Annotated in this window: 21 protein-coding genes and 1 tRNA gene; 15 read left to right on the top strand and 7 right to left on the bottom strand. The window is 63.2% G+C overall.

Going from position 1 to position 26,142, the window contains the following annotated elements:
* The first annotated feature begins 34 nt into the window (after positions 1-34).
* Positions 35-901, top strand: a complete 867-nt coding sequence (locus tag BCL93_RS03875) for an NAD(P)-dependent oxidoreductase (protein ID WP_112053797.1) — start codon at positions 35-37, stop codon at positions 899-901.
* 164 nt (positions 902-1,065) lie between these two features.
* Here BCL93_RS03875 and mltF read toward each other — a convergent pair whose 3' ends face one another.
* Positions 1,066-2,487 carry a membrane-bound lytic murein transglycosylase MltF gene (gene mltF, locus BCL93_RS03870; RefSeq protein WP_112053796.1) on the bottom strand — a complete coding sequence of 474 codons (1,422 nt, stop codon included), beginning with the start codon at positions 2,485-2,487 and terminating at the stop codon, positions 1,066-1,068.
* A 194-nt stretch (positions 2,488-2,681) separates the two neighbouring features.
* Here mltF and BCL93_RS03865 point away from each other — a divergent pair, with 194 nt between their 5' ends.
* The 3 genes from BCL93_RS03865 to BCL93_RS03855 all read left to right on the top strand — a co-directional run bounded on the left by BCL93_RS03865 (position 2,682) and on the right by BCL93_RS03855 (position 7,241).
* Complete coding sequence (locus BCL93_RS03865; protein WP_112053795.1) at positions 2,682-3,992, top strand: sensor domain-containing diguanylate cyclase; 1,311 nt, start codon at positions 2,682-2,684, stop codon at positions 3,990-3,992.
* Between the two features lie 277 nt (positions 3,993-4,269).
* Positions 4,270-5,514, top strand: coding sequence for a substrate-binding domain-containing protein (locus BCL93_RS03860; RefSeq protein ID WP_220086226.1), 1,245 nt, complete (start codon positions 4,270-4,272; stop codon positions 5,512-5,514).
* Positions 5,511-7,241 (top strand): PAS domain S-box protein, encoded by a 1,731-nt coding sequence (locus BCL93_RS03855; RefSeq protein ID WP_112053794.1) that lies wholly within the window; start codon positions 5,511-5,513, stop codon positions 7,239-7,241. Before BCL93_RS03860 ends, BCL93_RS03855 begins: the two co-directional genes overlap by 4 nt.
* A 179-nt stretch (positions 7,242-7,420) precedes the next feature.
* Here the strand turns inward: BCL93_RS03855 and BCL93_RS03850 are convergent, their stop codons facing one another.
* Positions 7,421-8,137, bottom strand: coding sequence for a YebC/PmpR family DNA-binding transcriptional regulator (locus tag BCL93_RS03850; RefSeq protein WP_112053793.1), 717 nt, complete (start codon positions 8,135-8,137; stop codon positions 7,421-7,423).
* A 168-nt stretch (positions 8,138-8,305) separates the two neighbouring features.
* Between BCL93_RS03850 and dbpA the strand changes: the two genes are divergently transcribed.
* Both dbpA and BCL93_RS03840 read left to right on the top strand, forming a co-directional pair.
* Complete coding sequence (dbpA, locus tag BCL93_RS03845; RefSeq protein WP_112053792.1) at positions 8,306-9,697, top strand: ATP-dependent RNA helicase DbpA; 1,392 nt, start codon at positions 8,306-8,308, stop codon at positions 9,695-9,697.
* 59 nt (positions 9,698-9,756) lie between these two features.
* Positions 9,757-10,032, top strand: a complete 276-nt coding sequence (locus tag BCL93_RS03840; RefSeq protein WP_112053791.1) for a YrhK family protein — start codon at positions 9,757-9,759, stop codon at positions 10,030-10,032.
* Positions 10,033-10,044: 12 nt separating this feature from the next.
* Here the strand turns inward: BCL93_RS03840 and BCL93_RS03835 are convergent, their stop codons facing one another.
* Both BCL93_RS03835 and BCL93_RS03830 read right to left on the bottom strand, forming a co-directional pair.
* The gene (locus tag BCL93_RS03835; protein WP_112053790.1) at positions 10,045-12,864 is read right to left on the bottom strand and encodes a bifunctional acetate--CoA ligase family protein/GNAT family N-acetyltransferase; all 2,820 of its coding nucleotides are present in this window, start codon (positions 12,862-12,864) and stop codon (positions 10,045-10,047) included.
* 197 nt (positions 12,865-13,061) lie between these two features.
* On the bottom strand, positions 13,062-13,997 hold the full coding sequence (locus BCL93_RS03830) for an AraC family transcriptional regulator (RefSeq protein ID WP_112053789.1): 936 nt from the start codon (positions 13,995-13,997) through the stop codon (positions 13,062-13,064).
* A 305-nt stretch (positions 13,998-14,302) separates the two neighbouring features.
* On the opposite strand from BCL93_RS03830, the gene BCL93_RS03825 reads away from it, so the two are divergent.
* Both BCL93_RS03825 and BCL93_RS03820 read left to right on the top strand, forming a co-directional pair.
* On the top strand, positions 14,303-15,370 hold the full coding sequence (locus BCL93_RS03825; RefSeq protein ID WP_112053788.1) for an NAD(P)-dependent alcohol dehydrogenase: 1,068 nt from the start codon (positions 14,303-14,305) through the stop codon (positions 15,368-15,370).
* Positions 15,371-15,593: 223 nt separating this feature from the next.
* A complete protein-coding gene (locus tag BCL93_RS03820) occupies positions 15,594-16,454 on the top strand; it encodes a PA4780 family RIO1-like protein kinase (RefSeq protein WP_112053787.1) in 861 nt (286 codons plus the stop codon).
* A gap of 89 nt (positions 16,455-16,543) precedes the next feature.
* Here BCL93_RS03820 and BCL93_RS03815 read toward each other — a convergent pair whose 3' ends face one another.
* The gene (locus tag BCL93_RS03815; protein ID WP_112053786.1) at positions 16,544-17,824 is read right to left on the bottom strand and encodes an MgtC/SapB family protein; all 1,281 of its coding nucleotides are present in this window, start codon (positions 17,822-17,824) and stop codon (positions 16,544-16,546) included.
* 441 nt (positions 17,825-18,265) lie between these two features.
* Here BCL93_RS03815 and BCL93_RS03810 point away from each other — a divergent pair, with 441 nt between their 5' ends.
* The 6 genes from BCL93_RS03810 (at position 18,266) to BCL93_RS03785 (ending at position 24,475) form a co-directional block, all read left to right on the top strand.
* Entirely contained in the window at positions 18,266-19,402 is a 1,137-nt protein-coding gene (locus tag BCL93_RS03810; protein WP_112053785.1) for an ABC transporter ATP-binding protein, read from the top strand.
* Positions 19,403-19,594: 192 nt separating this feature from the next.
* Entirely contained in the window at positions 19,595-20,722 is a 1,128-nt protein-coding gene (locus tag BCL93_RS03805; protein WP_258395955.1) for an ABC transporter substrate-binding protein, read from the top strand.
* 131 nt (positions 20,723-20,853) lie between these two features.
* A complete protein-coding gene (locus BCL93_RS03800; protein WP_258395954.1) occupies positions 20,854-22,107 on the top strand; it encodes an ABC transporter permease in 1,254 nt (417 codons plus the stop codon).
* 4 nt (positions 22,108-22,111) lie between these two features.
* Positions 22,112-22,963, top strand: a complete 852-nt coding sequence (locus BCL93_RS03795) for an ABC transporter permease (protein ID WP_112053783.1) — start codon at positions 22,112-22,114, stop codon at positions 22,961-22,963.
* A 196-nt stretch (positions 22,964-23,159) separates the two neighbouring features.
* Entirely contained in the window at positions 23,160-23,972 is an 813-nt protein-coding gene (locus BCL93_RS03790; protein WP_112053782.1) for a DUF1206 domain-containing protein, read from the top strand.
* A 344-nt stretch (positions 23,973-24,316) separates the two neighbouring features.
* Positions 24,317-24,475, top strand: a complete 159-nt coding sequence (locus BCL93_RS03785) for a YqaE/Pmp3 family membrane protein (protein ID WP_112053781.1) — start codon at positions 24,317-24,319, stop codon at positions 24,473-24,475.
* A 100-nt stretch (positions 24,476-24,575) separates the two neighbouring features.
* Here BCL93_RS03785 and BCL93_RS03780 read toward each other — a convergent pair.
* Positions 24,576-24,651, bottom strand: a tRNA-Thr gene (locus tag BCL93_RS03780).
* Positions 24,652-24,771: 120 nt separating this feature from the next.
* Positions 24,772-25,596, bottom strand: coding sequence for an acyl-CoA thioesterase (locus tag BCL93_RS03775; RefSeq protein WP_112053780.1), 825 nt, complete (start codon positions 25,594-25,596; stop codon positions 24,772-24,774).
* 77 nt (positions 25,597-25,673) lie between these two features.
* Between BCL93_RS03775 and tadA the strand changes: the two genes are divergently transcribed.
* Positions 25,674-26,129: a tRNA adenosine(34) deaminase TadA gene (gene tadA / locus BCL93_RS03770; protein ID WP_112053779.1), complete on the top strand. Its 456-nt coding sequence runs from the start codon at positions 25,674-25,676 to the stop codon at positions 26,127-26,129.
* The last annotated feature ends 13 nt before the right edge of the window (positions 26,130-26,142 follow it).

Raw genomic sequence — 26,142 nt, 5'->3', positions numbered from 1 at the left:
AGACGGCCCACCCTTCTCGACAGGGAGTGCAATCATGAACGTTACCTTTATTGGCCTTGGCATCATGGGCGGGCGCATGGCCCGCAACCTGCTCGACAACCCGGCCGTCTCACTGACGGTCTTCAACCGCTCGCCGGAGCCCATGGCGGCTCTGGAGAGTGCCGGTGCCACTCGGGCTACCTCCTATGCTCAGGCCGTCGAACAGGCGGATATCGTCTTCACCATGCTGCCTTCCCCCGAGGTCGTGGAGACGGTGGCGTTTGCCGAGGACGGCTTCGTGGCGGCGATGCCACAGGGCGCGCTATGGGTCGACTGTTCAACGGTCAACCCGTCCTTCAGCCGTGACGCTGCCCAGCGCGCCCAGGCCAGCGGGCTGCGTTTCGTCGATGCGCCGGTCGCCGGCACCAAGCAGCCGGCCGAGGATGGCACCCTGACCTTTCTGGTTGGCGGCGAGGCACGTGAACTCGAGACACTTGAGCCACTGCTGGAGTCGATGGGCCGCAAGACGCTGCATGTCGGCGCCGTCGGTCAGGGCTCGGCCTTCAAGATGCTGGTCAATGCGCAGCTGGCGCAGTCCATGCTGGTCTATGCCGAAACGGCCCTGCTGGGCGAGAAGCTGGGTTTCTCGAAGGATTTCCTGATGGACATGCTGCCCAACCTGCCGGTGTCCGCGCCGTTTCTGGCCGGCAAGGCCGAGCTGATTCGCGAAGGTGACTATGAGGCGCAGTTCCCGCTGGAGTGGATGCACAAGGACCTTCACCTGCTGGAGCAGACCGCCCATGAGGCGGACCAGCCGCTCTACCTGGCCTCGCTGGCCAAGTCGCTTTACGGCAGCGCCAAGCAGGCCGGGCGCGGCCGCGATGACTTCTCGGCAATTCACGCCTTCCTGGGACGCGAGTGATTTAGCCCCGTTCTCTTCCAGCCTGGTTCTCCTCCAGCCCAAGGGGTGTTCTTGCCCCGGGGGCTGGCACTTAAGTTGTTCTAGCACTCGGGTCTAGGTGACGAAGGCCCTGCCGCGCGCTCATGGCGCGGCAGGCCTTGGTCGCTTGCCTTTCGTGGTGATGGCTACTGCGTGGACGCGTTATGTGAAGGCGCCTGGGTCGACGTCATGTTGGCCTCGGCAATCTCCAGCGGGTCGATGGCGGGGCCAATCACGTCCATGTAGTTGCGGATGCGCTTGACGTAGTGCACCGGCTCGTAGCCGCGGGCATAGCCGTAGCGCGTCTGCGGGTAGTAGCGCTTGTCGGCCTTGAGCGGCAGTACCTCCTTCATGTCTTCCCAGGAATCTGGATTCTTGCCCAGGCTGCGGGCCAGTTCGCGGGCGTCCAGCAGGTGGCCGCGGCCGATGTTGTAGCTGGCAAGCGCGAGATAGGTGCGGTCCGGTTCGGGGATATCTTCGGGCAGTCGCGCATGGCGGTCGGCCAGATAGCGGGCGCCGCCGTCGATGGCGGCCTCAGGGTCCAGGCGGTTGGTCACGCCCAGCGACTCGGCGGTGTTGCGGGTCAGCATCATGATGCCGCGCACGCCGGTGGGGGAGACCGCGCTGGGGTCCCAGTGGGATTCCTGATAGGCCAGGGCGGCCAGCAGATCGGCCGACATGCCGGTACTTTTCTCTGCGTCGAGGAACAGGTCGATGAAGTTCGGCAGGCGGTCGTCAATGCGACGGTTCAAAGCGCGCAGGTCGACGAAATCAAACTCGCCGATATAGGCGTAGTATTGCTCGGTCATCGTCTCGATGGCGGCTTGGCCCGCGTCGCTATCCATCCAGACTTTCGCCTGGTCGGCCAGCGCCTCTTGCCCGTGAGGCAGGTACCAGCCCAGGGTGCTGCCGGCGGTCAGGTTCATGGCGACTTCCAGATGGGGGAAGTGGCGACGCACCACCCTGACGATGTTGGAGTCGGCGACGGTACAGTCCAGCGTCCGGTTGGCCACCGCTTCCAGCAGCACCTCGGTGGAACGTGGGTCCTCCTCGAAGGAGATACCGGTCTGATCATTGACCAGCGAGGCGAGCTGCTGCGAATAGCTCGACGCCGCGGTGACGCGGATCTCCACGTTGGTCAGGTCCTCGATTTGGCGAGGCAGGGGACGCATATCCCGGTGGCAGACCAGTTGTTCGACGATATCGGTATGGCCGGGCCCCGGCGCGAAACGCTGATCCCGGCTGGGCAACTGGGTCAGCCCCGCGGCGGCCAGGTGGACCTCGCCGGACTCGAGGGCCTCGAGCACCTGGGAGGTAGAATCAAAGAGCGACCACTCGATCTCCCAGCCTTGATCGTCGGCGAAGCGCCGTGTCAGGTCGTATTCGGGGCCGGCGGGGTTTTCGTGGCGGTCGAAATAATAGGTAGTGGCGCCGTTGCGCGTGGCGACCTTGAGGACACCGGTCTCTTCGGGAGTGGCCAGGTCTGCTGCGGGGGCTGAGGAATCGCCACAGCCCGCGAGCATGAACAGGACCGCTGCCAGCAGGATGCCCAGCGAGGATCGGGACATGAGGTTGCTCCATAGCCGACGGTATTCGAAAGGAAAGCGCACAATCATTCGAATACCAAAGAGAAGTCTTTTACATTAACAGCCTAATGCCGCTTCCTTCTCAACGGCTGTTTGCTCAACGGCTGCTTGCCTGAGTGCCGTACTATGCATCGGGACTGCGTAAGCGTGCCTTGCTGACCTTGGATTGAGACGATATGAATTCCGAGCTGCTCCTCGACAAACTGCTGGATCTATTGCCTGACGCGGTCTGTGCGGTCGATGTCGAGGGGCGCTTCGTGTTCATCAGTTCCGCCTGCGAACGCCTTCTTGGCTATACCCAGCAGGAATTGATTGGCACGGCCATGATTGACCTGGTGCATCCGGATGATCGGGAGCGCACGCTGGCCACCGCCTCCGAGGTCATGGACGGCCAGCTCAAGATGCATTTCGAGAATCGCTACATCCACAGGGATGGGCACGCCGTCGATATCATGTGGACGGCGCGCTGGCTGGACGACGAACGCATCCGTTTGGCGGTGGCTCGAGACATCACCGAGATCAAGCGAGCCGAGCGCGTGCAGCAGGCGATCTACCGGATTTCCGAGGCAGCGTACCAGGCCGATGGCCTGGTCGAGCTCTACCAGCTGATTCATCAGGTGATTGACGAATTGCTGCCGGCGGACAACTTTCAGGTGGCCCTGTTCGATGCGGCAAAGGACTGGCTGACCTTCCCTTATTACATCGATGAGCGGGTGCCTTTACCGGCATCGCAGCCGCTAGTGTCCGGCACGCCTCTCGCCGAGGTCATTCACAGCGGTCAGGCGCTGCTGATCACCGCTGAGCAGGCCGAAGCGCAGGGCCAGGAATGGGTCGACTGGCTGGGCGTGCCGCTGATTTCGCAGGCGGGGGTGATCGGTGCCGTGGTGATGCAGAGCTATACCGATGTCATTCGCTACACTGAGGAGGAAAAGGGGCTCTTGCAGTTCGTGTCCACTCAGGTCGCTGCCGCCATCTCGCGCAAGCAGACAGAGGCTCGCCTGCAGCACATGGCCCGTCATGATCCGCTGACCGAACTGCCCAACCGTATGCTCTTCAATCAGCATTTCGACATGTGCTTGAAGCGCGCCCATCGCTCTCGCGAGCATTTGGCGCTCCTGTATCTCGATCTGAATGGCTTCAAGGACATCAACGATACCCTTGGGCACGAGGCGGGCGACCAACTGCTTTGCGAGGTGGCTCGAAGACTCGAGAGTATCGTGCGCGAGTCCGACATGGTGGGGCGCATGGGCGGCGATGAGTTCACGGTGCTGCTGACCGATATCGCGGAGAAGCCTTCGGTCGTCGTTGTGGCGGACAAGATCCGTGCTGCGCTTGCCGTGCCTTTCCGCCTGGGTGGTCAGCGCCTCGAGCTCGACATAACGGTGAGCATTGGCACCGCGCTGTACCCCGAGCAGGGGAGTGACCGCCAGCAGCTGTTCCGCCATGCTGATACCGACATGTACGCCGTCAAGCGTTGCGTTAGCTGAGCGCGTCCCCGCCAGATACTCGTGACCGGCGCTGAGGGGCCCGCTGTCGTTCTGGACGTTGGCTGTAACGTCACACGTCCGTAACATCGTTTCTTACGCAACTGCACGACTCCATGCCACTACCTGTCAGGCTCGCATGTCACCTATTCACTGCAGAAATCGTGGCGTGCGCTGCGAAGTGTTCGGCCTGGCGGCTGGCATAGTGTTTCCGCTGCCGGACCGGCGATGGCCCAAAGGGAGTTGGTATGGAGGGCGGAGGCCCAGGAAGAGGTGGCCCATGGCAAGATGGTGTCGAGAGCTGGCGTTGATCACGCTGCTGCTGCAATGCTTTATCCCCTTGATGGCCGCGGCATCGCCCTATGCGGCGGCGCCGGGCTATCTGAACATCAATGAACACCTGACCCGCCATCCTGAGCAGCGTGAGTTAATGGCGCAATTTACCGAGCAGGTTGAGGCACCGGCTGACCCGCTGGCCACGCCGCCGGCACGTGCAGTGCGCATTGCCATGGTCTATCCCGGCCAGCAGGCCTCGGGCTATTGGCGGCGCAGTAGCAGGGCGATGGCTCGTCGTCTGGAACGGCTAGAGATTCCCTTCGAGCTCAAGACCTACTTCTCCCGTCCCGGTGGGGACCTGGACCTTCAGGAACAGCAGCTCGCTGACGCCCTGAGATGGGACCCCGATTACCTGGCCTTTACCCTGGACCTGCTGCCCCAAAGCCGGATGATCGAGCGCATCCTGGCTCAGCACCGAACACGCTTGATCCTGCAGAACATCACAACACCGCTGGCGGACTGGCAGAGCACACCGCCTTTCCTGTATGTCGGCTTCGACCATGTGCAGGGAACGCAGCTACTTGCCGACCGGATGTTTGAACTCATCGACTACCGTGGCAAGTATCTGATGCTGTATTTCGCTCCGGGATATGTCAGCGAGATGCGGGGTGGGACTTTTGCCGCTGCCGCCGCCAAGTATCCCGACATCGAACAGGTCGTAGCCTTCTACACTGATGGTGAGGCCGAAAAAGCCTATCGAGCCACGCAGCGCGCGCTCCAACAGCACCCTGACCTGAAGATGATCTTTGCCAGCGCCACGGATACCGCACTGGGCGCTTTGCGTGCGCTTCGTGAAGCAGGGCGCCTGGATGTGCTGATCAACGGCTGGGGCGGCGGCAAGGCAGAGCTGGCGGCGCTTCGGCAAGGAGAGCTCGACCTGACTGTCATGCGGATGAACGACGACAACGGCATCGCCATGGCCGAGGCCAGCAAGCTGGATCTGATGCAGGCGCCACAGCGGGTGCCGCAGGTCTTTTCCGGCCAGATGATGCTGGTCGAGCGTTCGGTGTCGCCCGAGGTACTCAGCTATCTCGAACGCCAGGCGTTTCGTCTCAGCGGCGTCGGTGACGATAACAATGACAACGACGAGGGTGGCCGTAACGGTGAACGTAGCGGTGAACGTAGCGGTGACAGCGACATGGCCGATGGCGCCTTGGCAAATGAGCTTGCCGCAGGAGCACTCGAATGAGGACCTGGCGTTTCTCGCGGCTGTTGCTGGCGCTGGTGCTGGCGATGCTTGCGGGGGTGTCGCTGACCTTGCTGACGACCGCCTATCTGGGGGCGGAGCGCGCGTTGAAGCAGGAAGCCGAGCAGGCCCATACTCGCGACCAGCGCATGCTGGATAGCGTCGTCGAGAGTCATTTTCGCAACATTAGTCAGTACAGCGAGGAGGTCAGCCAGTCCGCGGCGCTCGAGCGGGCCCTGGTGCTCGACGATAACGCGCTGCTGGATCAGGTCATGCATGGGCTGATGCGAGACAGCTATTCCCGCTATATCGATGCCATGGTGATTGAGCACCATGGCCAATTTCAGGCAGCACCCAATGTCAGCCTGCTGAACCTGAAACTGCCGCTCGAGGCGCTGAGCCGTTCAGAGCCGCGGTTGGGGCGTTGGGTCACCGTCGATGCCGATATCGGGCCTGATACTCAAAAAAAGCACTATAGTCTGCTGCGACTGACGCTGCCGGTGGTCGAGCCGCGGCTTGGCGAGGTGGTTGGCCGACTGCATACCTTCGTGTTGCTCAACGACAACTTCTGGATCCTCAATGAGTTGCAGTCGATGTTTGGTGCTCGCGCGATTGCACTGAGTCAGGGGGGCACGATCCTCGATTCGCTGGAAAGCGGAGCGAATGCCTTGCAGCAACTCAACGCCCTGAAAGCCTCCGATGACGAGGTGCGCATCACCCCGGCAGGCATCCTGCGCGAGCATGTGCTCAGGGTCGACAGGAGTGAGGCCTATCGGGTCCTCACGGCGCTGCCCAGCGACAGCTACCATGCCTTGCGCGATGTTTATACCACCAACCTGGGGTATGCCAGCCTGATGGTGGTGGCGTTCGGCGTCATCATGATGTTGGTGATCAACCGGCTGACGTCCAGCGCGCTGGGTAACCTAACCCGTTATGCCGAGCAGATGCCGGACAGCGGGGCGCCCCAACCCTTCAAGGACGGGCGTTTTGAGGAGTTTACCCGCGTCGGTCGGGCCTTCGAGGAGATGTTGCGGCGTATCCATGAGCGCGACAAGTACCTGGCCGGCATCATCGAGCATTCCCCCGACCTGATCTTTCTCAAGGATCTGGATCACCGCTACTGCCTGGTCAACCAGCAATATGCCAAGGCGTTGAATACCACGCCGCAACAACTGTTGGGACGGCCGATGTGGGAAGTGCTCGATCACGAGATCATGGAGTATGCGCTGGCAATGGACCGTCATGTGCTGCTTAGCTGTGAGCCGGTCAAATACAAGCAGGTCCTCAAGACGCGGTCGGGGGCGCGGAGCTTTCTGTTCAGCAAGTTTCCGATCACTGATGATCATGGCGCACCTTACCTGATCGGCGGCATCGCTACCGATATCACCGACATCGAGCAGACTGAGGAGGAGCTCGACCTGGCCAAGGAAGTGCTTGCCGAGACCCGCGATGCGGCCATCGTGCTCGACGACCAGCAGCAGGTGCTGATCTCCAACAGCGCCTTTGCGGAGATGAGCGGTTTTTCGAAGGAAGAGGCCAGCTCGGCGATGCGGCTGTTTCTGATGGTACATCCCGATCTGGTCGACATGCTCGATCAGGGGAAGCGCTGGGAAAAGGCATGTCAGTTTGAGCGACGTGATGGTCAGCTGCGGACGGTGCGGGTCACGGCGAATGGCGTTATTCGCGAAGAAAGAAGGCGCTACGTGATCCTGTTTCGCGAGATTGCCTAGTTCCCGAGATTGCCCAGGCCCCTAGATTGCCAAGGTCGCGAAACGTCACGTCACCGTCTCTTCACTGCTATATAGCCCGGCCTTAGCAGTGTTGGCCCCGCCTGCGTCATGCCAATGTGGCGTAGATAGGTGTAGATAGGGGCATGCGCCGGGCCGTGAACGAGCCCGGCGCGACAGGCTTACAGCTCGGCGTTGTGGTAGACGTTCTGCACGTCGTCCAGGTCGTTGAGCATATCGAGAAGCTTCTCGAACGGGGCCACGTCGTCGCCCTCAACCGGCGTATGGGTCTGGGGCAGGAACTGGATCTCGTCCACTTCGAAGTCCATCTCGCCGTAAGTGTCGATCAGCGCCTGCTTGGCCTTGGCATATTCGGTATGCGGCGCAAAAACGGTGATGTGGCCGTCCTCGTTCTCGATGTCGGTGACATCGACATCGGCCTCCATCAGTGACTCCAGCACGTCCTCCTCGTCCTCGCCGGCAAAGCGCAGGATCGCACAGTGGTCGAACATGTGGCTGACGCTGCCCGGCGTGCCGATCTTGCCCTTGCCCTTGTTGAAGGCGTTGCGCACGTCGCCGAAGGTGCGGTTGGGGTTATCGGTCAGGCACTCGACGATGATCATGCAACTGGCCGGACCGAAGCCTTCGTAGCGGGCCGGCGAGAAGTCCTCGCCGCCGGCGCCGGCGGCCTTGTCCAACGCTTTGTCGATCACGTGCGAAGGCACCTGATCCTTCTTGGCGCGTTCGATCAGGCCGCGCAGCGTCAGGTTGCTGCTGGGGTCGGTACCGCCCGACTTGGCGACCACGTAAATCTCACGGCCGTACTTGCTGTAGACCTTGGTTTTCGCATCGGCCGTCTTGGCCATGGATTCCTTGCGGTTCTGGAAGGCCCTGCCCATCGTGTCATCCTGTTGCGTCGTGATCGAAGCGGAAATCTTACTGAACAACCGAAATCGGTAACAGGGGTATTTCTTGCCGCGAGATGCCGCGCGGTTTCCAGACGATCACGGCAAGGGTCTGGTATCCTGCCCATCCTCGCTTTTTCCCGCTGCCAAGGACCGCCCACCGTGTCTGATGCCACCTCTTTCGCGCGCCTGCCACTGGCCGATGCGCTGCTGACCAATCTCGACGCGCTGGGCTATCACGCCATGACGCCGATCCAGGCCCAGAGCCTGCCGCCGATGCTTGACGGCCGTGACGTGATCGGGCGCGGCAAGACCGGCTCGGGCAAGACCGCGGCCTTCGGCCTGGGGCTGCTGTCGAGGCTCGACCTCGCGCGCCTGGACGTTCAGGGCCTGGTGTTGTGCCCGACCCGCGAGCTTGCTGATCAGGTGGCCGGCGAGCTGCGCCGCCTGGCCCGCGCCCTGCCCAACGTCAAGGTGCTGACGCTTTGCGGTGGTGCTCCCTTCGGCCCGCAGCGTGGCTCGCTGGAACACGGCGCCCATCTGGTCGTCGGCACGCCTGGCCGCGTCGAAGAACATCTGCGCAAGGGCACGCTGTCCCTCGATGCGCTCTCGACCCTGGTGCTCGATGAAGCCGATCGCATGCTCGACATGGGCTTCAAGGATGCCCTGGAGGCGATCATCGGCGTTACGCCTAAGGATCGCCAGACGCTGCTGTTCAGCGCCACCTATACCGATGCCATTCGCCCGATCGCCGAGTCGCTGATGCGCGAGCCGGTCACGGTGGAGGTCGAATCGACCCACGATAGCACCAGCATCCGTCAGCACTTCTTCCAGGTGGCCGACGAAGACGCGCGCTTCGAGGCCCTGCGCCTGTTGCTGCTGACCCATCGGCCCGCCACCAGCGTCGTGTTCTGCAACACCAAGCGCGAGACGCGCGAGGTGGCCGAAGCGCTTTGCGAGCACGGCTTCAGCGCCCTGGCCTTGCACGGTGACCTTGAGCAGCGCGACCGGGATCGCACCCTGGTGCTGTTCGCCAATCAGAGCGCCTCGATCCTGGTCGCGACCGACGTGGCCGCTCGTGGCCTGGATATCGACGCTCTGGATGCGGTCTTCAACTACGGCATCGCCCGCGAGCTCGAGGTGCACGTGCACCGGATCGGCCGCACCGGGCGGGCCGGGGGCAGCGGTATCGCCTGTACCCTTTATGGCCCGAAGGAGGCGTTTCGCCTGGAGAAGCTCGGCGAGCGCCTCGACGAGGCCTTTGCACCTGAGACGCTGCCGTCTCGCCAGGCGCTCGCCGAGGCGCCCCTTGCGCCACCGATGGTGACGTTGCAGATCGACGGCGGGCGTAAGCAGAAGGTGCGCCCTGGCGATATCCTTGGCGCCCTGACCGGCGAAGGAGGCATCGCCGGCGATGCGGTAGGCAAAATCAAGGTGCTAGATCGCAGCACCTTCGTCGCGGTGCGCCGCGAACAGGCCAAGGCAGCCCTCGATCAGCTCGCCAATGGCAAGCTCAAGGGGCGCTCATTTCGCGCCCGGCGGGTCAGCCGCTAGGCAAGGCAGTCACACTCGTTTGTCAGCACGTTCATACGCATGGCTAAAAGGAGGCGCGCATGGCCCAGCAACAATCTGAAAACTCGCTTACCCTGCATCTGGGCCATGAGGAGTTGGTCATCCGTCAGCGCTACGAGGCGCTGAGCATCTTCAACGATGTGCTTATTGCGCTATGGTTTCTGGCGGGCAGCATTCTGTTCCTGTATCCCGCTCAGGAGCATCTGGCGATCTGGATGTTCATCATCGGCAGCTTCCAGTTCCTGGTGCGCCCGGCGATTCGCCTGGCGCGCCATCTGCATTTGCAGCGCATTCCCGACATTAACGGTGACGGATAGCCACCGGCGCTCTTAGTCGGGTTTGGCTGACTCAGCAGGGGTAGTTGCACTGCCTGGTGCCGAGCCACTGTTCTTGGAATCGTTCTTGGAATCGTTCTTGGAACCATCGTTTGAGCCTTCCGGGGCAGCGGCCTTGCCAGCGTCCGTGCCGTCGTCTGCGGCATGGTCGAGCTTGAGCGAGATGGCCACCGAGTCGGCGCCGCGCTCCAACTCCTGCTCCTTGAAGCCGAGTTCTCTGGCCATACGGCGCATGGCATCGTTTTCCAGCATCACCTCGCCTTCTACCCAGGTAATCCCCATGCGTTGGGCGTGGTCGAGCATCGCCTGCATCAGGCAGTAGCCCAGCCCCGACTGCTTCATGTCGCTTCTCACCATTACCGCGAATTCGGCGCGCTCCTGATTGGGCTCGGCGATCAGATGAACGGCGCCGAGAATGCTATCGGCGTTTTGAGGCTGGGCGACGAAGGCCATTTCGCGTTCGTAGTCGAGCTGAGTCAGGCGGGCGGCGAAGGCATGATCGAAGCGCTTGATCGCGGCGAAGAAGCGTAGCCGGATATCGCTACGATCGGAGCGTCTGAGCATCTCCACCAGGGCGTCTTCGTCCTCGGGGCGGATCGGCCGCAGGCGGTAGTGCTGGCCGGACTGGGTGACGATGTCTTGGGCGAGCTCTCGCGGATAGGGGCGGATGGTCATTGGCGCTCGCGGTTTGCTGGCATCGCGCACCACGACCCGGGCATCCAGAGCGATCACGCCGCCGGCATCGGCCAGCAGCGGGTTGATATCCAGCGATACCACCCGCGGCAGGCAGGCGACGAGCTGCGAGAGCTTGACCAGTGCCAGCACGATGGCCTCGCTATCCACGGCGGGGCGGTCGCGATAGCCCTTGAGCAGCCGCGATACGCGGGTGCGCTCGATCATCTCCCGGGCCAGCAAGGGATTCAGCGGCGGCAGGCCGATCACTCGGTCGCCGATCACTTCCACTCCTGTGCCTCCCTGGCCAAACAGAATCACCGGGCCGAAGATCGGGTCCTCGGCGACGCCCAGAATCAGCTCGAAGGCGCCGGGACGGCTGATCATCGGCTGCACGTTGACCCCTTCGATGCGTGCCTCGGGGCTCGATTGACGTACCCGGGCCAGCATGTCCTCGGTGGCCCTGCTCACGGCCTCACTGGAGGTCAGGTCGATTTTTACGCCGCCCACATCGGACTTGTGGCTGATGTCCTTCGACAGAATTTTCACCACCGCGGGGAAGCCCAGCTCGGCGGCCAAGCGGGCAGCCTCCTCGCCGTCCCGGGCTTGGCGAGCAGGCACCACCGGCACCCCGAACGCGGCCAGCAGGGCGCTGGCCTCGGGTTCGGTGAGCACGTCGCGTCCCTCGTTGAGCACCGCGTCGATGATTGCATTGGCCTTGGCCGGCGCGTCCTCGGGTAGGTCCGTGACCGCCGGGGGCGTTTCCATCAGCAGTTCGTGGTTGCGGTGGTACTGCCACAGGTGGCCAAAGGCCTGTACCGCCTGCTCGGGCGTATCGTAGAAGGGCAGGCGGCGGTCGGCGAAGAGCCGGCGCGCCTCGGCGCCAGCGGCTTCGCCCAACCAGCAGCTGAGCACCGGCAGGTGGCGAGTATGCAAGGTGTTGATCACCGTCTGGGCGGCCCCAAAGCTGTCGGCCACGGCCGTCGGGCAGTTGATGATCAGGATGGCGTCGGCGTCATCGGCCTCGATCAGCGCCTCAAGCGCCACCACATAGCGCTCGCCGGTGGCATCGCCGAGGATATCCACCGGGTTGCCGTGGGACCAGGTGGCCGGCAGGCGAGTGTCCAGGTGAGCGAGGGTCTCAGGGGACAGCTCGGCCAATCGGCCGTTACCCTCGGCAAGCTCGTCCACCGCCAGCACGCCGATGCCGCCGCCGTTGGTCAGTACCGCGAGCCGGTCGCCCTTGACCCGCACGCCGGAGGCCAGGGTGCCTACCGCCTGGAACAGCTCGTCGAGTGTCTTGACCCTCAACATGCCGGCGCGGCGGAAGGCCGCGTCATAGACCGCATCGGCGCCGGCCATTGCGCCGGTATGCGATAACGCCGCCCGGGCGCCGTCGTCACTGCGACCGGCCTTGACCACCACGACCGGCTTGTTGCGCGAGGCCATGCGCGCCGCCGAGAGGAACTTGCGGGCTTCGCTAACCGCCTCGACATAGAGCAGGATCGCATGGGTGTGCGGGTCGAGTGCCAGGTAATAAAGCATGTCGCCGAAGTCGACATCACTCATCGCGCCGAGCGACGACATGTGCGAAAAACCGATGCCGCGGTTCACGGCCCAGTCGAGTACCGAGGTGGCCACCGCGCCGGACTGGGTGACGAAGGCCAGATTTCCGGGGGTCGGTGCGACATGGGCGAAGCTCGCATTGATGCCGGCATGGGGCGCCATGATCCCCAGGCAGTTGGGGCCGATGATGCGCATCTGGTGAGGCCGAGCGGCATCCAGCACCGCCTGTTTGAGCGCCTGCCCCTCTGCATGGTTACCTTCACCGAAGCCTGCCGTGATCACCACCGCGGCGCGACAGCCTCGCTCGCCAAGCTCACTGACCAGCTCCACCACCGTGTTCGGCGGGGTGCAGATCACGGCGAGGTCCGGGGCGATCGGCAGCTCGGCCACCGAGCGGTAGTTGAGTGTCGAGCGGATCGCGGTCTCATGCGGGTTGACGGTCATCACCGGCCCGGCGAAGCCGCCCTCGTAGAGATTCTTGGCCAGCACCGCACCTACCGAGTCCGGGCGGTTGCTGGCGCCGATCAGTGCGATGGAAGAGGGGGTGAACAGGGCATCCAGATTGCGAATCGACACGTCGGCGCTCACTTGTTGGCATTAGCCTGGGACGGCAGAAATAGTCACCAGGCCTTAGCCTAGTCGATGCGCTCAGCGGTCACCCTGACTGGGATCAACTCAGGTCCGGTCACCTCAGGTCAGGCTAGGATAGGGCCGGTGGATAGGGTTGGTGGATAGGGCCGATGGATAGGGCAGGCGCCTGCCGCCGTGAGCGATCAGCTGGCGTCGGCATCGGACAGGCTGCGGTTCTGGCGACGATCCTGCAGGGGGCTGGCGCCGAAGGTGCGCTTGTAGTCGCGGCTGAACTGGGCAACGCTGCGATAGCCCACCGCATCGGCGGTCTGGTTGACGTTCAGGTCGTCATGGCTCAGCAACTGGCGCGCCTTGATCAGGCGCAGTCGCTTCAGGTATTGCAGCGGCGTGGCGCGGGTCACCTGCTTGAAGTGCTGATGGAACGACGAGACGCTCATGTGGGCATCCCGAGCCAGCACCTCGACCGAGGCGTTATGGGTGACGTCGGCATGCATCTGGGCCAGTGCCTGGATGATCTGAGAATAGTGGCCCTGATGATTCACCAGAGCACGCAGCGCCGCGCCCTGTTCGCCCTTCAAGGCCTCGAAGATCACTTCTCTCACCCGGGCCTCGCCCATCACGCGTGCATCCAGCGGGTCGTTCAGGGCGCGCAGCAGCCGCACGACCGCTTCCTGCATGCTGGCGGTCATCGCCACCGACGCCATCGGCAGCGGTTCGTTTGAGTGCGATGTCGCGTCGCCTCCGGTGTCGGGCCCTGTTTCAAGCCCTGTTTCAAGCCCTGTCATCTCGAGTACCAGCTCGCTGAGCAGCGCCGGTTCGATGCGCACGGAAAGCCCCAGCAGCGGCGCGTCGGGTGAGGCAAAGGTCTCACACTCGAAGGGCAGTGGCAGAGTCTGTACCAGGTACTGGCCCGGATCGTAGTGGATCTCGCGATCGCCGAGATAGCCAATCTTGCGGCCCTGGATAACGATCACCAGGCTCGGCTCGTACATCAGTGGGGTGCGCGGCACCTGGTGGTGGCAGGCCATCAACGAGACCGCAGGTACCGCGCTTTGGGTGAATCCGTCGCGATCGATCAGCGGCTTGATCAGCGTCATCAGGCGGGAAGAGAGCGACATGGGCGATTCCTGTCGGTAGTGGTCAATCAAGGCGGTCAGCCTAAGGTGCTGGGCCACGGAAAGTCGGTGAGCGAGTAGATGGAAGAGAGTCGGTGAGAGCCGGTGCGTCACAGCTAGGCCGTATGCCCCTATGATGACTGAATAATGCCGTTTTTGGCGAGAAAACCCGCTGCTGGGCGTCATGATTTGGAGGAATAGGCAAAAATGACACAGGATCGTTTGTCGCAGTGATGCGGTCGCAGGACCACAATGGTGCTCTCTCATCATTTGCATGAGCCCAACTCTCTCAGGAGGACACGCAACTCATGAGCCATCAAGCCAACGCTTATGCCGCCCATTCGGCCGAGTCGGACCTCGCACCGTTCAGCTTCGAGCGCCGCACACCGCGCCAGGACGACGTGTCCATCGAGATCGACTACTGCGGTGTCTGTCACTCTGACCTGCACTTCGCCCGCAACGATTGGGGCATGAGCCAGTATCCGCTGGTGCCGGGCCACGAGATCGTCGGCCGCGTCACCGCAGTGGGTAGCGATGTCACTAAATATAAGGTCGGCGATGTGGTCGGTGTAGGCTGCATGGTGGATTCCTGCCGCCACTGCAGTGCCTGCAAGGACGACCTGGAACAGTACTGCCTGGAAGGCATGACCATGACCTATGGCAGCCCGGATCGCCACGACGGCACCATGACCCAGGGCGGCTATTCCGATTCCGTGGTCGTCAGCGAGCGCTTCGTGGTCTCGATTCCCGATAAGCTCGATCCGGCCGTGGCGGCTCCGATGCTGTGTGCCGGCATCACCACCTATTCGCCGCTGCGCCACTATGGCGTCAAGGCCGGCGACCGGGTCGGCATTATCGGCATGGGCGGCCTGGGTCACATGGGCGTCAAGTTTGCCAAGGCGCTGGGCTGTGAAGTCACGCTATTCACCCGCTCGGAATCCAAGGTCGCTGAGGCCAAGAAGCAGGGCGCCGATCATGTCATCGTCTCCACCGACGATGAGCAGATGGCGGCCGCGGCCGAGCATTTCGACTTCCTGCTCGACACCGTGCCGGTTCCCCACGACCTCAACCCATACCTCGCGACGCTCAAGTACGACGGGACTCACATCCTGGTCGGCCTGATCCAGGAAGTGGACCCGGCGCTGGTGGGCGGCAACCTGGTGATGAAGCGCCGCGTGCTGGCCGGCTCGCTGATCGGCGGCCTGGCGGAAACCCAGGAAGTGCTGGATTTCTGTGCCGAGCATGACATCACCTGCGATATCGAGATGCTCGATATCAAGAACATCAATGAGGCCTTCGAGCGCATGCAGAAGGGCGACGTGAAGTATCGCTTCGTCATCGACATGGCCAGCCTCAAGGATGCTCAAGCGGCCTGATCCGCCTGGTGTTAACCCTGCGCCCGCCCCGGCTTCGCCGTGGGCGGGCGTTTTTATGCTGGAATGAAAACGGCGGTGAGTCGCTGAGAGGGCAGCGATAGCCATGACGCTGGCCAAATTTTGCCTGCGGTGGTTTACCCTCTCCCCCTGTGAACATGCGATGATGCATACAGCGCCTGACTGATGGGCGCGCAACCGGCAAGGCAGGGCCCGTGAAGGCGTTATGAAGATACCCAAGAGACTGCAACCGCTCGTCGACGACGGCATGATTGACGCCGTGGAAGGCCAGCTGATGAGCGGCAAGGAAGCCAATGTCTATGTGGTGCGCTGCGGCGACACCCTGCGCTGTGCCAAGGTCTTCAAGGAAGCCAGCCAGCGCAGCTTCAAGCAGGCGGTGCAATATCAGGAAGGCCGCAAGGTGCGAAACAGTCGCCGAGCCCGGGCGATGGCGAAGAAGACCCGTTACGGCCAGCAGGAGCAGGAATCCGCCTGGCTGAATGCCGAGGTCGATGCCCTCTACCGCTTGGCGTCGGCCGGTGTGCGCGTACCTGAGCCGCATGGCTTCATCGATGGCGTGCTGCTGATGGAGCTGGTCGCCGACGCCGAAGGCGAGGCCGCTCCCCGCCTGGACGACTGCGAGCTGAGCGAGGCCGAGGCGCTGGACTACCATGATCAGGTAATCCGCGAGGTCGTGCGCATGCTGTGTGCTGGCCTGGTGCACGGCGACCTGTCGGAGTTCAACGTCCTGCTCGACGCCGCGGGGCCGGTGATCATCGACCTGCCTCAGGCGGTGGATGCCGCGGGCAACAATAGTGCGGCGATGATGCTGCGCCGGGATGTGGATCGCATGCGCGCCTATTTCGGCCGTTTCGCCCCGTCGCTGCTGGAAACCGAGTACGGCCATGAGATCTGGGCCCGCTTCGAGGCCGGCGAACTCACTCCCGACAGTCAGTTGACCGGCTGCTTCGCCCACGACACCCACGAGGTCGATGTCGATGATCTCATGGCGGTCATCGATGACGTCATCGAGGAAGAAAGCGACCGCCGGGATCGTGTCGCCGCCGATGACGAAGAGGACCGCTGAGCCCAGCCCTTGGGCTTCTGGTCCCTTTCATGCGGCTCGCCCGCTTGACTCCCTTTTCCTTGCAGCGCCCCAGGCGGTTGGTCGGTGGCCTAGATCAGCCAGGCCACCGCCAGCCCCGCCATCAGCGACACGATCATCGGCCCTGCCACTCGCCAACCCAGTTGCCGGCTACCGATGACGCTCGCCAGTCCCGCCTTGACCAGATTGTTGACCGACGCCGCCAACACGATGCCGAGCACGGCGGTGGGCAGTGCCAGGCTGTGTTCGGCCATGCGCGTCAGCGACAGCGTGATGGCATCCACGTCGGCAATGCCCGAGACCGCCGACAGCAGGTAGATCCCGGCATCGCCGAGCCACTCGCGCAGCCACTCGCCGAGCAGCATTACCGCTGTCAGCAGCGCGCCGAACAAGAGCGCCGATTTGAGCTCCAGCGGGTTCTGAGTGGGCGTTGGTTCCTCCAGCGCTGCGCCGTCATGGTGGTTGTGCCATAGCCAGAGCGCCGGCAGCCACAGTAGCGCCGCCATCACCGCGACCGGCACGATCAAGGGGCCCAGCAGGGCCGGATTGATCACCAGGCAGTAGAGCAGAATGCGCGGGAACATGGTGCCGCAGGCGATCAGGATGCCGGCGGCCAGCAGCGGGCCGAGCCCTTCCGAGCGCCGCGACAGGCGCGCGAAATGCAGGGTCAGGGCGGTGGAGGAACTCAGTCCGGCGAACAGGCTGGTGAAGAGGATGCCACGGCGGGTGCCGCCCAGGCGCATGGCGAAATAGCCGACGAAGGAGATCGCCGCGATCATCACCACCAGCCACCAGATGGTGGTGGGGTTGAGGGCCCCGCCCGGGCCCAGATTCTGGTTGGGCAGCAGGGGCAGGATCACCACCGAGATCAGCAATAGTTTGAAGCCCGCATCCAGCTCATGGCGCTGCAGTTTATTGAGCAGGCCGTGGATCTCGTGCTTGTTGTCGAGAATCAGCGTGGTGATCACCGCCGCTGCGGCGGCAAGGGTCGGGTCGACAGCCACGGCGATAGCGCCGTAGCAGAAGGTCAGCAGCATACCGACCATGCTGGTGATGCTGTAGTCGGGCACCTCGCGAAGCCGGGCCTGATAGGCAATCAGGCTAGTCACTACCACGCCGAGAAAGATCGCTGGAAAGGCCCAGACCGTGATGCGCTCGGCAAGCAGGGCGGCGATGCCCCCGAGCAGGCCCACTAGTGCGAAGGTGCGAATGCCGGCGATGCGCTGGCCGGCGGCCTCGCCTCGGGCTTCCCAGCCCCGTTCCAGGCCGATCAGTGCACCCAGCAGCAGCGCCACGGCGAGCCGGATGGCCAGATGATGGCTGGTCAGAAACTGGCGGGTGACCTCGTCCATGGGCACGCCTCCTTGCCCGTCCGATATCGGCGGGATTCGCATCAATGGCGTCAGTATGGCCCTCAGTAGGCATCGCTGTCGTCAGCACAGTTAGCCGGTTGCCACCAAGTTTCTTGCGGGCAACGAGGCCTTCCGAGCTCATCCGGGCAGGCTTAGATCAACCAGGTGTATCGGGTCAACCACGCCGCTGGTGAGGGGCCTCTGGCGGTATTCGACCCGCTGATCTGACGACACGGAAATCGCCGCAGCTATCAGAAACCACACCGGCCGACACCAGCGCCATTCAACGCTGGTTGTCCCACCCCGTGCTTGTCTTGCGATAGATATCCGCTCTAGTGTCGATGTGAGCTGTGGAAAAGAATGAGGCCCATCCTCGCTGGAGGCCGCATTCCGCAGCCGTGCCCGAACAATCACAATAACGGCGACGCACAGGAACCCGGCATGACCCAGACCCTCGCAGCAGCGCCCAGTGCCCCGGCCGAAGCCGATGAAGAATCGCTATTTGCCCGCTTTATCGATGTCCAGAAGAGCTATGACGGCGAGAGTCTGGTCGTCAAGGGGTTCAACCTCGATATCCGCCAGGGGGAGTTCGTGACCCTGCTGGGGCCGTCAGGGTCGGGCAAGACCACCTGCCTGATGATGATGGCCGGTTTCGAAACCCCCACCCATGGCGAGATCCTGCTCAAGGACACGCCGATCAACGGTCTGCCGCCCCACAAGCGCGGCATCGGCATGGTGTTCCAGAACTACGCGCTCTTTCCGCACATGAGCGTGGCCGAGAACCTGGCCTTTCCCCTCGAGGTGCGGGACCTGTCCAAGGATGAGATCAACCAGAAGGTCAAGCGGGCGCTGGACATGGTGCACCTGGGCGACTTCGGCGACCGTCGCCCCGCCCAGCTCTCTGGTGGCCAGCAGCAGCGGGTGGCGCTGGCGCGGGCGCTGGTCTTCGAACCCGAGCTGGTGCTGATGGACGAGCCGCTGGGCGCGCTGGACAAGAACCTGCGCGAGGAAATGCAGTACGAGATCAAGCGCATCCACGCCGACCTGGGCGTGACCATGATCTATGTGACCCACGACCAGACCGAGGCGCTGACCATGTCGGATCGCATCGCGGTCTTCAACGATGGCGTGGTGCAGCAGCTGGCGAGTCCCGAGACCCTCTACGAGGCCCCCGAGAATGCCTTCGTGGCCTACTTCATCGGCGAGAACAACCGCCTAGTCGGCGAGGTGGCCGCGCAGCAGGGCGAGACATGCACGGTGCGCCTGGACAGCGGCGAGACGGTGACCGCCAAGCCGGTGGCCGTCGAGGGCCCCGGGTCGCGCACGACGCTGTCGCTGCGCCCGGAGCGGGTCTCGATCCTCCGCGAGGGTGACGCCGAGCGCTTCGATAACGTCTTCAGCGCTCGCGTTCAGGAAGTGATCTACCTGGGCGATCACCTGCGCACCCGCCTGTCGGTGTGCGGCAGCGACGAATTCATCCTCAAAACGCCCAATGCCGCCGGCTTTGAAAGCCTGCGGCCGGGTCAGGACATCCAGGTCGGCTGGTGCAGCGTCGACTGCCGCGCGCTGGATGCGTAAGCAGGGTCCTGGGGAGACCTATCCCCTTGCAGAGACGCCGTGGATCACGCGAGGCGTGGCAGCGCGGCATCATCGGCAATATCTCAACCGCTAAGCAGGGAAAGAGTCAGTACGGCAAAACCCAGTACGGCAAAACGAAAGACAGCAAAAAACGTACGGTAAAACCAAGCACAACAATAAATGGAGAATGTCATGTACAACGTCATGAAGCAGGTGGCAGGTCGTCGCTCGCTGCGCATCCGGCGTGCCTCGTTGGCCTTGGTCGGCCTCAGTGCGCTGGCCGCGGCGGTCAGCGCCCAGGCCGAAACCCTCAATATCGTCTCCTGGGGCGGGGCCTACAGTGAGAGCCAGCAGAAGGCCTACAACGAGCCCTGGATGGAGAAGACCGGCGACGAGATCGTCAACATCGACCGCAGCGGCAACGCCCTGGCCGGGCTGCGTGCCCAGTCCCAGGCCGGCAACGTGACCTGGGACCTGGTCGACATGCTGCCCGCCGATGCCCTGATCGCCTGCGCCGAGGGCCTGATCGAGCCCCTCGACCATGATGCCCTGCTGGCGGATGCGCCGGACGGCACGCCGCCCAGCGAGGACTTCGTCGACGGGGCGCTGGATGAGTGCTTCGTCGCCTCGATCGTCTATTCCAACATCGTCGCCTTCAACACCGAGATGTTCCCCGAGGACAAGCAGCCGAGCACCATCGCCGACGTTTTCGACCTGGAGAACTTCCCGGGCAAGCGTACCCTGATGCGCAAGCCGATCAACAACCTCGAGTGGGCACTGGTCGCCGATGGCGTGGCACCGGAAGACGTCTATGACGTGCTCTCCACCGAGGAGGGCGTGCAGCGCGCCTTCGCCAAGCTCGATACCATCAAGGATCAGGTGATCTGGTGGCAGGAAGGCGCCCAGCCCCCCCAACTGCTGGCCGACCAGGAGGTCGCCTTCGGCTCGGCCTACAACGGGCGGATCTTCAACGCCATGCTGAGTGAGGGGCAGCCCTTCGAGATCATCTGGGATGCCCAGGTCTTCGAGCTCGATGGCTGGGTGGTGCCGACCGGCAAGCTCGACAAGGTCAAGGACTATCTCAACTTCGCCACCGATACCCAGCGTCTCGCCGACCAGGCCCGCTACATCTCCTACGGTCCGGCCCGCAAATCGTCCTCAGGCATGGTCTCCACCCACGCCGAGACCGGCATCGAGATGACCCCGCACATGCCGACCTTCCCGCCCAACTTCGCTACCGCCATTCCCAAGAATGACGAGTTCTGGGCCGACAACATCGATGAACTGAGCCGCCGCTTCGACGCCTGGCTGGCCATGTAAGACTCAGCGCCGCCTTCGGGCGGCGCTCTCTTTCTCCGTGCCTCGCCTGCGCATCACGCCTGCCGTGATGCGCGGCGGGGTCGCGAATGCCCGGTGAGTTGATCACCGGTGACCCGAATGGAGAGGCTCGCGTGTCTGATTCCCCTTCTGCTCCGCTGACCACTGCCGACGGCGTGCCGCTGAAAGTCAGTCTGCGCCGCGCCTCGCGCCGGTTGAAACTCAAGGCCCTGCTGCTGGTCTCGCCGCTGCTGGCCTTCCTGATCATCGCCTTCGTGATGCCGATCTTCGACATGCTCTGGCGCAGCGTCGACAACCCCGAAGTCTCCAATGCCCTGCCGCGCACCGTGGCGGCTCTCGAGAGCTGGGACGGCGCCTCGTTGCCCGATGAGCCGGTCTACGCCGCCCTGGCAGAAGATCTTGAGATCGGTCAGGAAGAGCGCAATCTGGGGTTGGTGTCGAGTCGCCTGAACTACGAGAAGTCGGGCATGCGCTCGGCGGTAATGGGCACCGCCCGGCGCCTGTCACGCATCGAACCGCCCTACAAGGCGGCCTTGATCGATGCCAACGACGCCTGGGGCGAGCTCGAGACCTGGCAACTGATCGAGCGTGAATCTTCGCCCTATACCCTGTCGTACTACCTGGCGGCGGTCGATCTTCAGTACACGCCCGCCGGCGACATTGTCGAGGTGCCGGACTACCTGCAGATCCATGTGGCGCTGTTCTGGCGCACCTTCTGGATGAGTGGCCTGATCACCCTGCTGACGCTGGTGCTCGGCTACCCGGTCGCTTTTCTGCTGGCGAACCTGCCGGCGCGGCGTGCCAACCTGCTGATGATCCTGGTGCTGTTGCCGTTCTGGACCTCACTGCTGGTGCGCACCACCACCTGGATCGCCATCCTGCAGTCCCAGGGGGTGCTCAATGACATGATGGTGGCGCTGGGGATCGTCGCCGACGAAGCGCGATGGCAGATGATTCACAACAAGACCGGCACCATCATCGCCATGACCCATATCCTGCTGCCGTTCATGATTCTGCCGCTGTACTCGGTGATGAAGACGATTCCTCCAAGCTACATGCGGGCCGCACGGTCGCTTGGCGGCAAGCCGTTCCTGTCGTTCCGGCGCGTCTACTTCCCGCTGACCATTCCCGGCATCGCCGCCGGCGGCATTCTGGTGTTCATTCTGTCGATCGGCTACTACATCACGCCGGCGCTGGTAGGCGGCCAGTCGGGACGCTTCATTACCAACTACATCGCCTACCATATGCAGACCTCGCTGAACTGGGGCCTGGCCGCGGCGATCGCTTCGATCCTGCTGTTCGTGGTCATCGTGTTCTACATGATCTTCAACCGCCTGATCGGCGTCGACAAAGTCAAACTGGGGTAATGTGATGGCGATTCCTTCCTATGCCACCCGTGGCGAGCGCATCTGGCATTACGTCTTTCTCGTCCTGTGTGCGCTGGTCTTCCTGTTTCTGGTCGGCCCGCTGCTGGTGATCATCCCGCTGTCGTTCAATGCCGAGCCGTACTTCACCTTCTCGGAGGCGATGCTGAACTTCGATCCGGAAGGCTATTCGCTGCGCTGGTATCAGGAGTTCTTCACCTCCAGCGCCTGGCTGAACTCGATCAAGAACAGCTTCATCGTCGGTATCTCCTCGACGGTGCTGGCCACGGTGCTTGGCACTATCGCCGCGCTTGGCCTGTCGAGCCGGCATATGCCGGCCCGCGGGCTGATTATGGCACTTCTGATCTCGCCGATGATCGTGCCGCTGATCATCTCGGCGGCGGCGATGTTCTTCTTCTTCTCGAAGATCCAACTGGCCCAGACCTATCTGGGGGTGATCCTAGCCCATACGGCGCTGGGCATTCCCTTCGTGGTGATCACGGTGACGGCGACCCTGTCGAGCTTCGATACCACCCTGATCCGCGCTGCTCACAGCCTGGGTGCCAACCCCACACGCACCTTCTTCAAGGTGGTACTGCCGCTGGTTACGCCGGGGGTCGTGTCGGGGGCGTTGTTCGCCTTCATCACCTCTTTCGATGAGGTGGTGGTGGTGCTGTTCATCGCCGGGCCCGAGCAGCGCACCATGCCGCTTCAGATGTGGTCAGGCATTCGTGAGCAGATCAGCCCGACCATCCTGGCGGTAGCGACGATGCTGGTAGTGCTGTCGATGCTGCTGCTGGCAACGCTTGAACTGCTGCGCCGCCGCAGCGAGCGGCTGCGTGGCATGAGCCCAGGCTGACACTTCCCACCTGGGCTACTTCGCCGGCCTCACTCTGGACGCCGACCGCTCGCGGTCGGCGTCGTTGGTTATAGCGGAACTGTTGGAAAGGGTTTCCCGGCATGACCATGTAGTCAAACGCCCGGGGGGCCCTTACCATCGTGATCCTGAGCCTGAGGCGTTCCCCTCGACCCCCGCCCCTCGGCACGGAGCCCCCATGACGCGATCCGAGACACGACTCAAGCAGGGCCTTTCCCTTGCAGCTCGCGCCGGCTATGTCGCCAAGGGAATCGTCTATCTGCTGATTGGTGGCCTCGCCTCCCTGGCGGCGGTTGGGCTTGGCGGGGACAATGTGGGTTCCAAGCAGGCGATCAACCAACTGGTTAGTCGACCTTTCGGAGATGTCATGCTCGGCCTGCTGGGCATCGGGCTGTTCGCTTACGCCTTGTGGCGCCTGTTGCAGGCCCTGTTGGATACCGAGGAGGTAGGGCTGGGCCTCAAGGGAAGCGGGACACGCCTGGGCTTTCTCGTCAGCACCCTCACCCACGGCAGCCTGGGGGTCTACTGCTTCGACCTGTTGCGTAACCTGGCGATGGCGTCGGGGGAAGGCGCCGCTCAGGATCGCACCGCCCTGCTGATGAGCCACCGGGGAGGCGTGGCCCTGATCTTCGCCGTCGGTCTGGTGTTCCTGGGGGTCGGCCTGCGTCAGCTGTGGCGGGCCATCACCCGCTCCTACCTCAAGAACTGGCATCACCAGGACATGTCCACGGCGCAGCGCCGCTTCTTCGAGGGCATCACCCGCTGGGGCCTCTCAGCTCGCGGGGTGGTCTTCATGATCATCGGTCTCTTTCTGTGCATCGCTGCATGGCGAACCGATCCGAGTCAGGCTCAAGGGCTCGGCGGCGCGCTGAACGTTCTGGCCGCCCAGCCCTTCGGCCCCTGGCTACTGGGCGTGGTGGCTCTCGGCCTGTTCGGCTATGGGCTCTACTGCCTCATCAACTCCGCCTTCCGGGATACCAGCGTCGACTGAGTGGGCACACGACAAGCCTCGGGAATAGCCCTGAGGCTAGCCCCGAGACTTGCTCTAAGACTTGCACTGAGACTTGCTCTTAGACATAGCCGAGCGAGATCAACGCCGAGAAAGTAAACCTTTACGAAAACCTGGCCCTTGGCGATGGTGAGGAATGGTGAGGTCAGGTTCATACCCGTAGCGCTAGCTGATGGCATTGGCCCCGCTAGGCTCGAAGAGGTCCGGGACAGCGCGCCTTTCTACTCTTCCTGCGCTCTTGACTGTTTACGCTCTGAACATTCCGAGACACGCAGTGGTCGATACAGGCAAGCAGGCTCATCGCCATCAATACAAGGAGTTATCTCATGGACGTTATCCGCATTGTGCTCGCGATCCTGCTGCCTCCGGTGGGTGTCTTTCTTCAAGTCGGTCTCGGTCTGCAGTTCTGGATCAACATCCTGCTGACGCTGCTCGGCTACATACCCGGCATCGTTCATGCGGTGTGGATCATCGCGCGGCGGTGAGGCGACAGGACTACTAAGGCGGTGCCAGTTATGCATGACGTCATGGGCGGACGTGCTCTTAAGAGCCTATTCCCCAGCGCCTGCACGTTATTGCTTGTTCTGGTGCCGATGAGTGGATTCGAACCACCGACCTGCGCATTACGAATGCGCTGCTCTGCCAACTGAGCTACACCGGCACGACGGGGCCTAGAATGCCTGAGCGGAGCCCCGAGCTGAGAATAGGGGCAACGCCCGTTGCCTGCCAGTTCATCCCGCCGGGTGTCCGTCCTTGGGTGCCGGTTCTTGAATGCTTGCCGTCAGCCTTCGAAATCGCGAACGCGGGTCAGGCCTTCCTGGGCGGAAGAGGCGACCAGTCGGCCCTTACGGTCATAGATGCTGCCGCGAGCGAAACCGCGGGCGCCGCCGGCCCAGGGGCTGTCCATGTCGTAGCGTAGCCAGTCATTGACGGTGACGTCCTGATGGAACCACAGCGAATGATCGAGGCTGGCTATCTGCAGCTGCGGGTCACCGAAGGCAACGCCGTGGGAAACCAGCGAGGTGGTCAGCAGATTGAAATCCGAGCTGTAGGCCAGTAGATAGCGGTGCAGGGCAGGGTCGTCGGGTAGCTCGCCCGCCAGCCGGAACCATAGGCGTTTGCGCGGCGCGCCGTCGCTGCCTGGGGCCTCGTCGTCAAGGTGCAGGAATTCGATGGGATGACCGTTGAAGCGCTGGACCTTGGCGCCTTCCTGAATCAGCGTCTCCGGGTCGTCGACGTCGGGCATGGTGAGCTGATGATGAAAGCCGCGCTCGTCGCCCTGAAAGGAGGCGCTGCAGAAGAAGATCGGTTTGCCCTTCTGGATGGCGGTGATCCGGCGGGTGGTGAAGCTGCCGCCATCGCGGACCCGGTCGACCTGGTAGACCACCGGCAGCTGTGGGTCGCCCGGCCTCAGGAAATAGCCGTGCTGGGAATGCACGCGACGCTCGGCGGGCACCGTGCGGGTGGCGGCCGAAAGCGCCTGACCGAGTACCTGACCGCCGAACAGCTGGGGGAAGCCCAGGTCCTGGCTATGGCCTCGGAAGAGATTTTCCTCGATCATCTCCAGCCCCAGCAGGGCCACCAGATTGTCCAACGCTTGAGACATGATGTGATCCTCTGACATGGCGCTGCGAGCGCCATACGCTTGTTTCAATCTTCACAGCATACCCGAGAGGCTCGCCGATGCGCAGCGATGAATTCTACATGCACCGCGCCCTGGATCAGGCGCGCCTTGGCCTCGCAGCGGGTGAGGTGCCGGTGGGCGCCGTGGTGGTGGACGACGCCGGCGAGATCATGGGCGAGGGCTTCAATGCCCCGGTCGGCAGCCATGACCCCAGTGCCCATGCCGAGGTACGTGCCCTGCGCGATGCGGCTGCGAGGCGTGGCAACTATCGCCTCGACGGCTGCACCCTCTACGTCACGCTGGAGCCCTGCCTGATGTGTACCGGGGCGATCATCCACGCGCGCCTGGCGCGAGTCGTCTACGGCGCCGCCGAGCCCAAGACGGGCATGGTGGAATCCCGCGCCAACCTCTTCGCCCAGCCCTGGTACAACCACCGAGTCGAGGTGGAAGGTGGGCTGTTGGCCGCCCAGGCCAAGCGGCTGCTGAAGGCGTTCTTCGCCGATCGCCGTCAGTGACCGGCAGGGGCAT

It is taken from the genome of Onishia taeanensis (genome assembly GCF_003268885.1).
In the GTDB taxonomy this organism is placed as follows: domain Bacteria; phylum Pseudomonadota; class Gammaproteobacteria; order Pseudomonadales; family Halomonadaceae; genus Onishia; species Onishia taeanensis_A.
Note: the sequence above shows the minus strand (reverse complement) of the source record. Positions and strands in the feature narration are given on the sequence as shown.

Coding starts and splice junctions, on each gene's coding strand:
- BCL93_RS03875 (WP_112053797.1), top strand. CDS start 35: ATGAACGTTACCTTTATTGGCCTTGGCATCATGGGCGGGCGCATGGCC.
- mltF (WP_112053796.1), bottom strand. CDS start 2,487: ATGTCCCGATCCTCGCTGGGCATCCTGCTGGCAGCGGTCCTGTTCATG.
- BCL93_RS03865 (WP_112053795.1), top strand. CDS start 2,682: ATGAATTCCGAGCTGCTCCTCGACAAACTGCTGGATCTATTGCCTGAC.
- BCL93_RS03860 (WP_220086226.1), top strand. CDS start 4,270: ATGGCAAGATGGTGTCGAGAGCTGGCGTTGATCACGCTGCTGCTGCAA.
- BCL93_RS03855 (WP_112053794.1), top strand. CDS start 5,511: ATGAGGACCTGGCGTTTCTCGCGGCTGTTGCTGGCGCTGGTGCTGGCG.
- BCL93_RS03850 (WP_112053793.1), bottom strand. CDS start 8,137: ATGGGCAGGGCCTTCCAGAACCGCAAGGAATCCATGGCCAAGACGGCC.
- BCL93_RS03840 (WP_112053791.1), top strand. CDS start 9,757: ATGGCCCAGCAACAATCTGAAAACTCGCTTACCCTGCATCTGGGCCAT.
- BCL93_RS03830 (WP_112053789.1), bottom strand. CDS start 13,997: ATGTCGCTCTCTTCCCGCCTGATGACGCTGATCAAGCCGCTGATCGAT.
- BCL93_RS03825 (WP_112053788.1), top strand. CDS start 14,303: ATGAGCCATCAAGCCAACGCTTATGCCGCCCATTCGGCCGAGTCGGAC.
- BCL93_RS03820 (WP_112053787.1), top strand. CDS start 15,594: ATGAAGATACCCAAGAGACTGCAACCGCTCGTCGACGACGGCATGATT.
- BCL93_RS03815 (WP_112053786.1), bottom strand. CDS start 17,824: ATGGACGAGGTCACCCGCCAGTTTCTGACCAGCCATCATCTGGCCATC.
- BCL93_RS03810 (WP_112053785.1), top strand. CDS start 18,266: ATGACCCAGACCCTCGCAGCAGCGCCCAGTGCCCCGGCCGAAGCCGAT.
- BCL93_RS03805 (WP_258395955.1), top strand. CDS start 19,595: ATGTACAACGTCATGAAGCAGGTGGCAGGTCGTCGCTCGCTGCGCATC.
- BCL93_RS03795 (WP_112053783.1), top strand. CDS start 22,112: ATGGCGATTCCTTCCTATGCCACCCGTGGCGAGCGCATCTGGCATTAC.
- BCL93_RS03790 (WP_112053782.1), top strand. CDS start 23,160: ATGACGCGATCCGAGACACGACTCAAGCAGGGCCTTTCCCTTGCAGCT.
- BCL93_RS03785 (WP_112053781.1), top strand. CDS start 24,317: ATGGACGTTATCCGCATTGTGCTCGCGATCCTGCTGCCTCCGGTGGGT.
- BCL93_RS03775 (WP_112053780.1), bottom strand. CDS start 25,596: ATGTCTCAAGCGTTGGACAATCTGGTGGCCCTGCTGGGGCTGGAGATG.
- tadA (WP_112053779.1), top strand. CDS start 25,674: ATGCGCAGCGATGAATTCTACATGCACCGCGCCCTGGATCAGGCGCGC.